Here is a 13,368-nt window from a genome sequence, read left to right as displayed (position 1 = left end):
TATCGCCGAGTGTGCGGTGAGATCGCGATTTCGTGCCGAAACGCGATCTCACCGCACACCCGATGAGTCGGGATGCGGGTCAGGCGCCCGGCCCGGGGTCGGAGGTCTGCACCGGCGCCGCCATCACGTCGTCGATCTGGTACTGCTTGGCGGCGGCCACCGCGACCGAGGGGTCGATCTCACCGTCGCGCGCGAGCGCCTCAAGCACCGCCACCACGACCGACTCGGCGTCGGTGTTGAAGTAGCGGCGCGCGGCCGGCCGAGTGTCGGAGAACCCGAACCCGTCGGTGCCCAGCGTGACGTAGGTGTTGGGCACCCACGGCCGAATCTGCTCCGGAACCGCACGCATCCAGTCCGATACCGCGACCACCGGACCGGCCGTCGACTCGAGCACCTTGGTGACGTAGGGCGTCGGGGCGCTGCGGTCCGGGTGGCGCAGCCGTTCCCTCTCCACCGCGACGCCGTCACGGTTGAGTTCACCCCAGCTGGTGACCGACCAGACGTCGGCCGCGACGTCCCAGTCCGCCGCGAGGAGGTCAGCCGCACGGAGCGCTTCCGGCATCGCGACTCCGGAGGTCAGTATCTGCGCGACGTTACTGCGCTTCTCCTTCGCCACGCGATAGCGGTAGATGCCCTTGAGGAGGCCTTCAGGGTCGAAGTCCTCCGGCTCGGCGGGCTGGACGTACGGCTCGTTGTAGATGGTGATGTAGAAGAAGACGTTCTCGGGGTCCTCCCCGTACATCCGGGCCAGCCCGCTCTCCACGATGTGGGCGATCTCGAAGGCGAACGCCGGGTCGTAGGCCACGACGGCCGGGTTCGACGACGCCAGCAGCAGAGAGTGCCCGTCGGCGTGCTGCAGGCCCTCACCGGTCAGCGTCGTGCGGCCGGCGGTGGCACCCAGGACGAACCCGCGGGCCATCTGGTCGGTCGCCGCCCACAGGCCGTCGCCGGTCCGCTGGAAGCCGAACATCGAGTAGAAGATGTAGAGCGGGATCATCGGCTCGTTGTGCGTCGAGTACGACGTGCCCACCGCGGTGAACGACGCCGTCGAACCGGCCTCGTTGATGCCCTCGTGCAGGATCTGGCCGAGGTCGCTCTCCTTGTAGGCCAGCATCAGCTCGGCGTCGACCGAGGTGTAGAGCTGACCGTTGCGGTTGTAGATCTTCAAGGACGGGAACCACGAGTCCATGCCGAACGTGCGTGCCTCGTCCGGGATGATCGGCACGATGCGCTTGCCAATCTCCTTGTCGCGCAACAACTCCTTGAACGTGCGCACGATGGCCATGGTGGTGGCGACCGGCTGCTTGCCCGACCCCTTCTTCAGCGACTTGTAGACGTCGCGGCTGGGTAGGGGCAGCACCTTTGCCTTGTTGCGCCGCTCGGGCAGGAACCCGCCGAGCGTCCGACGGCGGTCCAGCATGTAGCGGATCTCCGGGGCGTCGGGGCCGGGGTGGTAGTACGGCGGCAGGTACGGGTCCTTCTCCAGCGCCTCGTCGGAGACCGGTACGCGGGTCGCGTCGCGGAAGCCCTTGAGGTCGTCGAGTGCGAGCTTCTTCATCTGGTGGGTGGCGTTGCGGCCTTCGAAGTGGTGGCCGAGCGTGTAGCCCTTGATGGTCTTGGCCAGGATGATCGTCGGCTGGCCCTTGTGCTCCATCGCCGCCCGGTAGGCCGCATAGACCTTGCGGTAGTCGTGGCCGCCGCGCTTGAGGTTCCAGATCTCCTGGTCGCTCATCGGCTCGACGAGGGCCTTGGTGCGGGGGTCGCGGCCGAAGAAGTGATCACGGACGTAGGCGCCGTCGTTGGCCTTGTAGGTCTGGTAGTCACCGTCGGGCGTGGTGTTCATCAGGTTCACCAGCGCGCCGTCCTTGTCGGCGTGCAGCAGCGCGTCCCATTCGCGGCCCCACACCACCTTGATGACGTTCCAGCCCGCGCCGCGGAAGAACGACTCCAGCTCCTGGATGATCTTGCCGTTGCCGCGCACCGGTCCGTCGAGGCGCTGCAGGTTGCAGTTGACGACGAAGGTCAGGTTGTCGAGCGCCTCGTTGGCCGCGACCTGAATGAGGCCCCGGCTCTCCGGCTCGTCCATCTCGCCGTCGCCGAGGAACGCCCACACGTGCTGGTCGGAGGTGTCCTTGATGCCGCGGTCGTGCAGGTAGTGGTTGAACCGCGCCTGGTAGATGGCGTTCATCGGGCCGATGCCCATCGACACCGTCGGGAACTCCCAGAAGTCGGGCATGAGCCGCGGGTGGGGGTAGGACGGGATGCCGCCGCCGGGGTGGCTGTGCTCCTGGCGGAACCCGTCGAGCTTGTCCGCGGTTAGCCGGCCCTCGAGGAACGCGCGGGCGTAGATGCCGGGGGAGGCGTGGCCCTGGATGAACACCTGATCGCCGCCGCCGGGATGGGACTTGCCCCGGAAGAAGTGGTTGAACCCGACTTCGTAGAGCGCCGCGGACGATGCATACGTCGAGATGTGGCCGCCCACACCGACTCCCGGGCGCTGCGCGCGGTGCACCATGATCGCGGCATTCCAGCGGATCCAGGCGCGGTAGCGCCGCTCGACGTCCTCGTCACCGGGAAACCACGGCTCCAACTCGGTGGGGATCGTGTTGACGTAGTCGGTCGACGTGAGCGCCGGAATGGCGACCCGCTGTTCGCCGGAACGCTCCAGCAGCCGCAGCATCAGGTAGCGGGCGCGGCTCGGTCCGGACCGTTCGAGTAGGGCGTCGAAGGACTCCAGCCACTCGCTGGTCTCCTCCGGATCGATGTCTGGCAGGTACGAGGCAACGCCCTCGCGAATGACGCGAACCCGGTCGGGTTCGCTTGCGGTGCCAGAGTTTTGGGCCAGGTCTTGGCGCGCGAACTCGGTGGTCAACTGCAGCTCCTCGGTAGACGTGATCGGGAGCTCGTGGCCCCGTCACACGTGATTCTCGTCGTGATCTCTAGCGACGAGTCCATCGTGCCCCTATCGTGCCGCAGATGTTCGGGCGGGGTTGGGCAAGCGGGATGAACCGACGGCCGATCCGAGCAACCGGTAACGTTTGACGTCGTGAGGACTTGGGGGGCTGTGCCGCGACTGCGCACGGTCAGCCTGGTTGCCGGGGTCTCGGCGGGGCTGGCGATGGTCGTCGTCGGCTGCACGTCGATCACCAACGGCAACGCCACCGCCAACGGCGTCGAGGCCCCCGACTACCGGGCGTCGGTCGCGTCCTCGGTCGCGGTGTCGGAGTCCGAACGCCAGGTGGCGGTGACCAAGGCCGCCGTGCACACCTCCTGCGACGCGCTGGCCTCGAGCAGTGTGGCCGCCGTCGACGCCGTCAACGACTACGTCGACGCCTTCAACAACGACGCACCGGACGCGCCCGGCAAGGTCGGCCCGGCCGTCGACGCCCTCAACCGCAGCGCCGACCAGGTCGCGGGCAGTTTGTCCGGGCCGTTGTCACCGGACTTGACCACGGCGCTGAACGCCTGGGCGGACTCCGCGCGACAGCTGGCGGGGGTGCTGGGCGGCAACCCGGGACCCGACGAGTTCAACGGCGCGATCCGCCAACTCAACGATTCCAAGACCACCGCGGGCGCCGCCTGCGCGGCGGCATATTGAGCCTTCCGTGTGCCAGGCGTCGAGCGAACGGCCGCGGCGTGCGACGATAGTCAAAAGCTAGACACGCTGGCGCAAGGAGGATCAGGTGGTTGCGGCGGACTCGCCGAACTACGCCCGAAAGCTGGGCATCGAGAAGAATCAACTCGTCCAGGAGCTGGGCTGGGACGAGGACACCGACGACGACATTCGGTTCGACATCGAAGACGCATGTGGATCCGAGCTGCTGGACGAGGACGCCGAGGACGTCATCGACGTGGTGCTGCTGTGGTGGCGCAACGACGACGGTGACCTGGTCGACCGCCTGATGGACGCCATCACTCCGCTGGCCGAGGACGGCGTGGTGTGGGTGGTGACGCCCAAGACCGGGCATCCCGGTCACGTGAAGCCCTCCGACATCGCCGAATCAGCGCCGACGGCTGGTCTCATGCAGACCTCGTCGGCCAACCTTGGCGACTGGATTGCCAGCAGGCTGGTTCAGCCGAAGTCCGGTCCCTCCGGGCGGCGCTGACCGCCGTGGTGAACGTGGGCGCCACGGCGCCCGACTTCACGCTCAAGGACCAGGACGGCCGGCCCGTGACGCTGAGCGAGCACCGGGGCGTCGCCGACGTGCTCCTGGTGTTCTTCCCACTCGCCTTCACCGGCATCTGTCAGCGTGAACTCGACGACGTCCAGGCTCGGCTGTCCGGCCACGATGACGTCAAGGCCCTGGCGGTCTCGGTGGGGCCCCCGCCCACCCACAAGGTCTGGGCTGCGCAGAGCGGGTTCACGATCCCGTTGCTGTCGGACTTCTGGCCCCACGGTGCGGTTGCCCAGGCCTACGGCGTGTTCAACGCCGACGCGGGATTCGCCAACCGGGGCACGTTCGCCGTGGACCGGTCGGGCCTGATCCGGTTCGCCGCGATGAACGGACCGGGGGAGATGCGCGACCAGTCGGTCTGGGCTGGTGCCCTGACGGCTCTGCGGAACGACTGAGAAGGATTTCACCTCCCGGCGTGCGGCCGTGTAGCTTGGCCGAGCACGGGCGTGTAGCTCAGTGGTAGAGCTCTGGTTTTACACACCAGCGGTCGTGGGTTCGATCCCCTCCGCGCCCACCAGTGTCGTGACCTCAGCGGGCATGGGAAGCGTGCGCCGGGAGCGCTCGGACGTCGGCTCGCCAGTCGTCGTGCCCCCGGCTGCGTACGAATACACGACCCTGCGCCACGGTGTGGGGTGGAGACGGTCCTGGTCGGTGACGCCCACCTTTGGCAGAGGGAGCGGAGTCGCAGTAGTCACGCACCAGCTGAGTTCGAAATTGCAGTAGTCGACTACTGCAGCCGATGTAGCTGAGGCCCTCCACACTCGCGAAGGTGCGTGCGCATTTCCGTTCGCGCAGGGCGAAGGGGTCTTCACATGGGGCAGGTTCCCAGTGACGCCAGTCAGCGACGAACCACGAAGCGCCGCCGGCGGATCGGTCCAGATCCGTCTTATGTGGAGGGCTGATACTCCGTACTGCACGGAGGCCGATCTTGAGCAAATTGTCACAGACCTCGCGGGGCGAATGAGACGGCGTCGTTCAGGGCACTCCGCGACATGCTTGGATCTTGCGTTTCACGGACTGTAGATCCGTCGGGCTCGCGCCTAGACAGGTTTCAATCCTGTACCTGCCTGACCTCATTCAGGTCACCTCGTCGAGGGCGCTTGCATGCCTTCTCGGACATCCTCCGCTTGTGTCGAATTGACCAGAGCGGGCATTCCAGCGTGTGCCTTGGTCAATCGTCGGTCACTGAGGCGCCGGTCATCTGGTCTCGCCGCCCACCATCGCGGACAGCCCGGAGCGTCCGCTCACCCCGGCTTTGTTGCATGCACGATAGATGTGGGTTTCGACGGTCCGCACAGATAGCGAGACTGTTTCGGCAATCTGACGATTCGACAGACCTCGTGACACCAAGACCGCGATTTCGCGTTCTCGATTGGTGAACGGTGCGGAGAAGTCGGCTGCCACCATGGCGGGACTCATGGCATTTCCGCACGTGGCTGCCAATCGGTGTGCGGATGCTGCCGAGGTCATCGCGCTTCCAGCCCGGCCCGCCCTTCGATGAGACGTCGCAGCTTGGGCGGCCGCGTCAGCAGCAGCCAGCACGTCGCCCATCGCCTCGAATTGGACTGAGGCAGCGTCGAGTTCGCCAGCGTGGTCGGCGCCGAGCGCCGCCGCGTAGCGGGCGGCGACCGCTGCGCGTGGACCTTCGACCTGGGTTGCCAATTCCGCCAGCCGCGCAGCTGCCTCGGTGTCGTCGAAGTGCACCGCGGTTTGCAGACACCACACTTCACGGGCGAACTGATCGTGGTCACGGGCGAACCGCGCCGCCTCTTGGGCTAATCGGCGTGCCTCGGTCACCCGCATCTGCGCGGCCGCTACCCATGCTTCGGCGAGCAATTCCGTCGAGGTGACGAAGACGTAGGCCGGATGCCGGTGTGCGCGGGCAGTATCGAGGGCTCTGCCGGCCGCATCGCCGTCGCCCGTGCGGGCCAGCGCTTGCGCGCGGAGCAGGTGGAAACGGTGAAAGCTGTTTGCCACGTGAAAGTCGTTGGCGGACGCGGCGCCGACGTCATCGGGTAGATGACGAAGTGCTGCGCGCAAGTCACCGGCAGCCAACATCACCATCCCGAGAATCTCCGCGGCCACCGCTCGAGTCGAGGCAGGCTCATTTCGCTGGGCGCGGTGGTTGCGCTCTCCCACCTCGACCGCTTCGGCAATGCGTCCGGCTGCCGCCAGCGCGAACGTGCGGAACTCGGTGACCGTCTGACGCAGAAACTTGCCGTGGGCACCCGTCATCAACACACGCTCGGCTGCAACGGCATCGGCTACGGATCGATCGGGTCGTCCGAGTTCGCCGTTAGCCATGCTCTCGGCGCCGTGACCCATCGCCGCCCCGTAGTCGTCGAGGTCGCGATAGTCGACGTCGTCCATCACTGCCAGGACCTCGACCGGGCGTGCTGCCAGCGCGAGTTGATTCGCCCGGAACACCATCAACTGTTGTCGGTACGCGCCGTGCGCGGTCGCGAGCGACTCGTCGACGAGCCGCCAGGAGTGCTCGGGTGAGCGCATCGGCCACAACAGATTCGATGCGCGCACCACTACGTCGTTGATGAAAGCAGACCTCGTCGCCTCGTCGGCCTCAACGTCGTCGAGGACCTCCAAGACACGCTCACCCTTGCGTGACATGAAAAGCGAGAAGGCGTGGGACACACGTGCCTCGGCGCCGACGCCAACATCGGCCGCCGCGGAGAACAGCCGCTCGGCAGTGTTGAAGTCCAGCAGTGATATCGCAGCCTTCGCGGCAGAAAGGAGCACATCGGTGTCCGACGGTAGGTCCGACTCCAACCACAGCACACCGCGTTTCATGACCTTTGCGGGGCTTCCGCCGTCCTTCATGGTGGTGGCTACCCGGCCACGAAGACGACGCAACCGCGAGGACCCACTGCGATTCAGCCGAACCTCGGCGTACATCGGGTGGCCGATGTACACCTCATCGCCCGATATCCGGATCAAGCCACGCTGCTCGGCAACTTCGATTCCATCTTGCTCGGCAATCAATCTCAAGCAGTACCAGTCGACCGGCTCGGAAACCGCCACCAGATCCACGACGTCTCGCACCGCTGCGGAGATGGCCCCGATGTGGACGTTCACCAGTTCGGCGAGCGACCCCGAGATAGCCACCTTCCCGTGCCAACGCAACGCGTCGTCGTCGATCATCAGGCGTCCCGCTGCGAACTCCTGCTCGACGAGTTGGCGCAAGAACAACACGTTCCCGCGGGTGAGACGCCACAGCGCGCCACTGCAGTCCGGATCCGGACCGACCCCGAACACCGCGCTGAGCAACTGATCGGACTGTCCGCGAGTCAGCGGCTCGATCTCGCACCGGCGCACCAGGCCGCTCTTCCACAGCGACGTCACTGCGGCAGGAGCTGGCTCACCCGTGCGGACCGTGACGATGACTCTCGCAGTTTGCGACTCCACGAGTTGATGTACCACCAGCGACGACAAGTCGTCGAGCAGGTGGGCGTCGTCGACGAACACTACGAGGCGGCCTGGCTCCGCACCCGAGATCATTGCGTCCACCACTCGTCGCGCCAGGGCGTACGGCGCGCCGCCGATGTCGTCAGTCCAACGCGCGAAGGCACCCAATGGGATGACCTGACTAGTCATGGTCGCCGCGGCGTTACGAACCGTCCACCCGGCGGCTCTCGCCGCCGCTACGGCCTCCCGAGCGACCCGCGACTTGCCCACCCCGGCATCGCCGGCAAGGATCACCCCGCGGACGCCGTCCGTCTCGAGAAGGCGATTGACCTCGACGACTTCCTCGCTGCGGCCGATCATCGGCCAATGATCGGGCACCAGCGAATATTAACTGCGCTCGCGAGATTCTGACCCGTCGGACGGTAAATCCCCACGGCCGGCCGCGAGATCGTAGTAGTGCGGCGTGGCGCGACGCCGAAAGTGTAGTAGTCGGCTACTGACGTTGGCGTAGCTAAACGCGCTGACACTTGGGCGGGATGCGTCGGGGCCCTCCTTCCGCTCCGCGCAGGGAGGTGTCCGTCGGTGAGTGGTGTCAAGTACGTGGGGCGTGTTGGGGCATTAGCGGTCGCATTGGGGATAGGCACCGCGATGGGATGGCCGACGGTGGCCTGCGCCGACGACGAGACCGGCGGCGGGCAGTCGGCGTCACAGCACTCAGCGGACTCCACTGACGCGGGCCCGTCACGGCAGGCCACCGACTCCACGGCCGCGGGCCCGTCACGGCAGACCACGGACTCCACTGGCTCGGGCGGCACCAAGCCCTCGGGCGCCACGTCTCCGGAGGCGGCCGCCGTGGCCGAGATCTCGGGCCACTCCTCGGGTGGGAACCAGTCAGGCTCGGGCACGAAGAAGGACAGCTCACCCGAGGGTCAGGACGGGACGACGCCGACTACCACTGTCCCCGACATCGCCACCACGGCGCAGGTAGACGCACCATCGGTCGCGGTGGAACCCGTCGTCGCGCAGCCCGTCGCACTGCAGCCGGGCGTCGTCGAGCCCGTGTCGAACCCCCATCCTCCGGTAGACAATGCGAGGAACAAGGCCAATGCCGGCGACCACCTGAACGCGAAATCGGTTGTGGTGTCTGGAGATGCGATCACGTCCGACGACGCCGATGCGGGCAGTCATTCCGCGACCAGTGGGCCGTCTGGCCGGGTGGCCTCCACGAGCGAGCCGGCGGTGGCCACGTTGAGGATCATGTCGGTCGCACAGTCGTCGTCGGCCGTCGTAGACGCACGGACACCGACCGCGACCGTGGCGGCCACTGATCTCGCGCCGCCACAGCCGCACCTCTTGGAAGGCGTCCGCACCCTCGTGCGGAACGCGTTGGCGTTGTTCGGCTACACCCCGGGGACTCCGGCTCCCAACCCCTTCCTCGCGGCGATCTGGGGTCTGTATCGGCGCGTGGAATCCACCCTCGACAACCAACGCCCGACCGTCGGTGCGGCGTCGGTCACCAACACCAGCTTGAGTTCCGACGCACACGTCGTCGTCACCGGCACGGTGTCGTTCACCGACGAAGACGGAGATCCGTTGTCCTACAAAGCGACCAACGGAGCACACGGAAGCGTGGCGGTCAACCCGGACGGGTCGTTCACCTATACCTCGACGGATGCCGGCTACACCGGTACGGACACGTTCACGCTCACCGCCGCGGACGCCGGCCTGCATCTCCACGGCCTCAACCCACTGGGTGCCGGGCACACCACGACCGCGACCGTAGCGCTGACCGTGACCGCGCCTCCAAACGTCGCCCCGGTGGCGAACGACGACGCGGCCAGCACGAATGAGGACACCCCCCTGGTGATCGCGTCGGCGACGTTGCTGGGCAACGACTCCGACCCCAACGGTGACACCCTGGTGATCTCCGCGGTCGGGACGGCCGCTCACGGTACGACCGCCCTGGGCGTCGACGGCAGCATCACATACACCCCCGTGGCGAACTACCACGGCGCCGATGCGTTCAGCTACACCGTCAGCGACGGCGCACTGAACGCCACCGCGACCGTGACGGTCACCGTTGCCCCGGTGAACGACGCCCCCCTGATCGGCACGGTGACGTCGACCCCGGGAATCGGCAACACCTGGGAGGTGACCCCGACGACCAGCGACGTCGACGGGGACGCGGTGACGGTGACGGTCGGATCGGTTGACGCCACCCACGTCACGGCCACCTCGTCGGCTGGTGGCTCGTACACCGTCACCGTGACCGATCTCGCCTGGGCGAAGGCGCACCCGGGCGCGCAAGTCAGCGTGCTCGTCACTGCCACCGACACTGCCGGTGCGCCGGTGACCAAGACCGTGGCGATCGGAACGGTCAACAACACGGTTGCGCTGGGGGACAACGAATTCGGGCAGCTCGACATCCCCGCGCTGCCGGCGGGAGTGACCTACACCCAGGTCAGCGCCAGCGGTTCGGTGACGGTGTTGTTGCGGTCCGACGGCGCCGCGGTGGCCGTTGGGGGCACCGTCTACGGGCCGGTGGGCGCCGTCCCGGCGTTGCCGGCGGGAGTGACCTATACCCAGGTCAGCACCACGTCCTTCTACACGCTGTTGTTGCGGTCCGACGGGACCACCGTCGGCTTCGGGGCCGCTCCCAACGGGCAGCTCGACATTCCGGCCCTCCCAGCCGGCACGAGGTACATCCAGGTCAGTGCCGGCACGACGCACGCGGCGTTGTTGCGGTCCGACGGCACCGCCGTGGCGATCGGCGACGACCACAGCGGACAACTCGACATCCCGGCGCTTCCCGCGGGCGTGACCTACACCCGAGTCAGCGCCGGGTTCCTGTTCACCGTGCTGTTGCGGTCCGACGGCACCGCCGTGGCCGTCGGGATGAATCGAAGCGGCGAGAGCACCGTGCCGACCTTGCCTGCCGGAGTGAGCTATACCGGCGTCAGCACGGCCACATTCCTTGCTCAGTACTTGCGTTCCGATGGCACCGCCGTCGCCTCCTTGACCGGCGGGGCTTCCGAGGCAGACATCCCGAAGCTGCCCGCCGGGGTCACCTTCACCCAAGTGGCAGTCGGCAACGGCCACACGGTCTGGTTGCGTTCCGATGGCGCCGCCTCAGTGCGGGGCGGGAACGAGCTCGGCCAATCCGACATACCGGCATTGCCAGCCGGGGTGAGCTATGCCCAAGTCGCCGCCGGCGGCAACGACACGGTGCTGCTGACCGTCGTCGACGTCGCGCCCGTCGCGGGTGACGACGCGGTACTCGCCGTTGCCAACGCAGCGACGGTCATCGTGCCGAATGCATTGCTGCACAATGACTCCGATCCGGACGGCGACCCGCTCGCCGTCACCGCGGTGTGGGGTGCCGGGCATGGGACCACCGCACTGGGCGCCAACGGGACCATCACCTACACGCCGACCGCGGGATACACCGGAACCGACACGTTCAACTACCTGGCCAGCGACGGTGTGCTGGGCGACGCCGCGACGGTGTCCGTCACGATCACGCCAGCGAGCGGCGCCCCGGTGGCTCACGACGACGTCGCCACCGTCGCCGAGGGTGCCACGGCCACCATCACGCTGACCGCCAACGACACCGACGCTGACGGCACGATCGATGCGGCCACCGTCGTGATCACTCGCCAACCCACCAACGGCACCGCGACCGTCAACGCCAACGGCACCGTCACCTACGCCTCCAACGGCGCCGAGGTGACCTCGGACAATTTCACCTACACCGTCAAGGACGACGCCGGCCTGACCAGCAACGCCGCCACCGTGTCCATCACCATCACCCCGGTCGACGACCCGCCGGTGGCCCACGACGACGTCGCCACCGTCGCCGAGGGCGCCACCGCCACCATCGCTCTCACCGCCAACGACACCGACGCCGACGGCACGATCGATGCGGCCACCGTCGTGATCACTCGCCAACCCACCAACGGCACCGCGACCGTCAACAGCAATGGCACCGTCACCTACGCGTCCAACGGCGCCGAGGTGACCTCGGATGGTTTCACCTACACCGTCAAGGACAACGTCGGGCTGACCAGCAACGCCGCCACCGTGTCCATCACCATCAACCCGGTCGACGACCCGCCGGTGGGCAACCCGGACTCCTACTCCGTTGCCAAGGGGGGCACGCTCACCGTCGGCGCCGCGGCCGGACTATTGGTCAACGACAGCGACGTCGACGGTCCCGAGTTGTCCGTCGGCGCGGCGACCGGCCCTGCACACGGCACGTTGGAGGTGCTCTCCGATGGCTCGTTCTCATACACCCCGGCCGCCAACTACACCGGATCCGACGCGTTCACCTATCAAGTGACCGATGGCAACGCCCTCTCCGCTCCGGTCACCGTGAGCATCACCGTCACCGGAATCAACGCGCCACCGGTGGGCAACCCGGACTCCTACTCGATCGGCGAGGACGCCACGCTCGCCGTCGGCGCCCCTGGCGTGCTGAGCAACGACACTGACGTCGACGGCCCGGAGTTGTTCGTCTCTGAGGCGACCGGCGCTGCGCATGGCGCGTTGGAGGTGCTCTCCGACGGCTCGTTCACCTACACCCCGGCCGCCAACTACTACGGATCGGACTCGTTCACCTACCAGGTCAGCGACGGCGTCACCTCATCGGCGCCCGTCACCGTCACCATCACCATCACCTCGGTCAACGATGTCCCCGTGACGCTCGACTCCACCATTCCGTTCCCGAAGAACGGCTACGTCGGCTTCAGCCTGGCGAACAGATCCTCCGACGGTGACGGCGACCCGCTGACCGGAACGCTGATCACCACGACGCAGCACGGTGAGCTGTACTTCAACGGCACCCAACTGGCATTCAGCTACCAGCCCAAGAAAGACTTCGTCGGTGAAGACTCCTTCACATACAAGGTCAACGACGGAACGGTCGACAGCAACATTGCCACCGTGAGATTGGTCGTCAGCTAGCGGATCCCGGTGACACCTCGCGATGGGATGCGCCAGGTCCGCCGTCGGTTTCACGAATGCGATTTCACATCGCGAGGTTGCGTCGACCGGCACGTTCGGCGAAGGCGTCACGCGCGCCAAGGATCTCGGGCGCGCGCCACCGTATCCGGTCTCAGAGGGCGCTGGCCACGTGGGCCTCTCGTGACCGACGGAAGTGTGGTGACGTGATGCCACTATCGCGCTGTAGCACCACTCATAGCTCAAACGATGCCATGGGTGTTTCAGGCATCAGGTGTGCATCAGCCGAATCCAAGCCCCGCCAAGAATCGACCCTCCCCGGGCGCCAAGACGTGCGCGCACATCGTCAAATTCCACGGACGACCATGATTACGGCACACCGCTGAGCTGGACATACCACCGCGAAGTCGTCAGTCCAGGTCGGCGAGAGTCCTTCGCGCCGCTTCCAATTCGGCCTCGAGGGCCGCCACCTTCGCAGCTTGCTGCGACCGCGCCTCTTCGATGACCGCGTCGATCGGCGTGGACAGGTCGTCGTGCAGTTCCTTGGCCGCGCGGGACACCGCGGCCGCCGCGACGGCGAGGTCGCGCGCCAAGAAGGTGGTGCCCTGCTTGAGTTCGGCCCGCCACTCGCCGTCGGCCGTGCCGGTGACGGTGAGGGTCAATTCCAGGGTCTTGGTCTTCCTGCCAACCGACTTTCGAGGGGTCTTGGCGGGGCGAGGCTCTGAGACGGTGTCCACCGCTGATGCCGGAGCATCGGCGACCACGGCAGAGGGCGCTTCGGGGGTGAGGGTGTCTACGGTCATCGGTGCGGCTC

The 13,368-nt window shown here is 67.0% G+C and carries 7 protein-coding genes, 1 tRNA gene and 1 pseudogene; 5 read left to right on the top strand and 4 right to left on the bottom strand.

Annotation, left to right across the window (positions count from 1 at the left end; genetic code table 11):
* Positions 1-79 precede the first annotated feature (79 nt).
* Complete coding sequence (aceE, locus tag ABZ195_RS09955; protein ID WP_355217183.1) at positions 80-2,872, bottom strand: pyruvate dehydrogenase (acetyl-transferring), homodimeric type; 2,793 nt, start codon at positions 2,870-2,872, stop codon at positions 80-82.
* 174 nt (positions 2,873-3,046) lie between these two features.
* Here aceE and ABZ195_RS09950 point away from each other — a divergent pair, with 174 nt between their 5' ends.
* The 4 genes from ABZ195_RS09950 (at position 3,047) to ABZ195_RS09935 (ending at position 4,692) form a co-directional block, all read left to right on the top strand.
* Positions 3,047-3,598, top strand: coding sequence for a hypothetical protein (locus tag ABZ195_RS09950; RefSeq protein ID WP_355217181.1), 552 nt, complete (start codon positions 3,047-3,049; stop codon positions 3,596-3,598).
* Between the two features lie 85 nt (positions 3,599-3,683).
* Positions 3,684-4,106, top strand: a complete 423-nt coding sequence (locus tag ABZ195_RS09945; RefSeq protein ID WP_355217179.1) for a DUF3052 domain-containing protein — start codon at positions 3,684-3,686, stop codon at positions 4,104-4,106.
* 5 nt (positions 4,107-4,111) lie between these two features.
* Positions 4,112-4,570 (top strand): peroxiredoxin, encoded by a 459-nt coding sequence (locus tag ABZ195_RS09940; protein WP_355217177.1) that lies wholly within the window; start codon positions 4,112-4,114, stop codon positions 4,568-4,570.
* A gap of 47 nt (positions 4,571-4,617) precedes the next feature.
* A tRNA-Val gene (locus tag ABZ195_RS09935) sits at positions 4,618-4,692 on the top strand.
* 680 nt (positions 4,693-5,372) lie between these two features.
* Here the strand turns inward: ABZ195_RS09935 and ABZ195_RS09930 are convergent.
* On the bottom strand, positions 5,373-7,331 hold the full coding sequence (locus ABZ195_RS09930; protein WP_355217846.1) for a helix-turn-helix transcriptional regulator: 1,959 nt from the start codon (positions 7,329-7,331) through the stop codon (positions 5,373-5,375).
* A 306-nt stretch (positions 7,332-7,637) separates the two neighbouring features.
* Positions 7,638-7,955 (bottom strand): annotated as a pseudogene (locus tag ABZ195_RS09925) (AAA family ATPase); the annotation flags it as partial.
* A gap of 288 nt (positions 7,956-8,243) precedes the next feature.
* Here ABZ195_RS09925 and ABZ195_RS09920 point away from each other — a divergent pair.
* A complete protein-coding gene (locus ABZ195_RS09920) occupies positions 8,244-12,557 on the top strand; it encodes an Ig-like domain-containing protein (protein ID WP_355217175.1) in 4,314 nt (1,437 codons plus the stop codon).
* Positions 12,558-12,964: 407 nt separating this feature from the next.
* On the opposite strand, the gene ABZ195_RS09915 is transcribed toward ABZ195_RS09920, so the two are convergent.
* Positions 12,965-13,357, bottom strand: coding sequence for a DUF6319 family protein (locus tag ABZ195_RS09915; protein WP_355217174.1), 393 nt, complete (start codon positions 13,355-13,357; stop codon positions 12,965-12,967).
* Positions 13,358-13,368 lie beyond the last annotated feature (11 nt).

Source organism: Mycobacterium sp. NPDC006124 (assembly GCF_040614235.1).
Lineage (GTDB): Bacteria > Actinomycetota > Actinomycetes > Mycobacteriales > Mycobacteriaceae > Mycobacterium.
This window is presented reverse-complemented; position numbering and strand designations above follow the sequence as displayed.

Excerpts from the sequence above, each read along its gene's own strand:
- ABZ195_RS09915 (WP_355217174.1), bottom strand. The coding sequence starts at position 13,357 with ATGACCGTAGACACCCTCACCCCCGAAGCGCCCTCTGCCGTGGTCGCC.
- ABZ195_RS09920 (WP_355217175.1), top strand. The coding sequence starts at position 8,244 with ATGGGATGGCCGACGGTGGCCTGCGCCGACGACGAGACCGGCGGCGGG.
- ABZ195_RS09930 (WP_355217846.1), bottom strand. The coding sequence starts at position 7,331 with ATGATCGACGACGACGCGTTGCGTTGGCACGGGAAGGTGGCTATCTCG.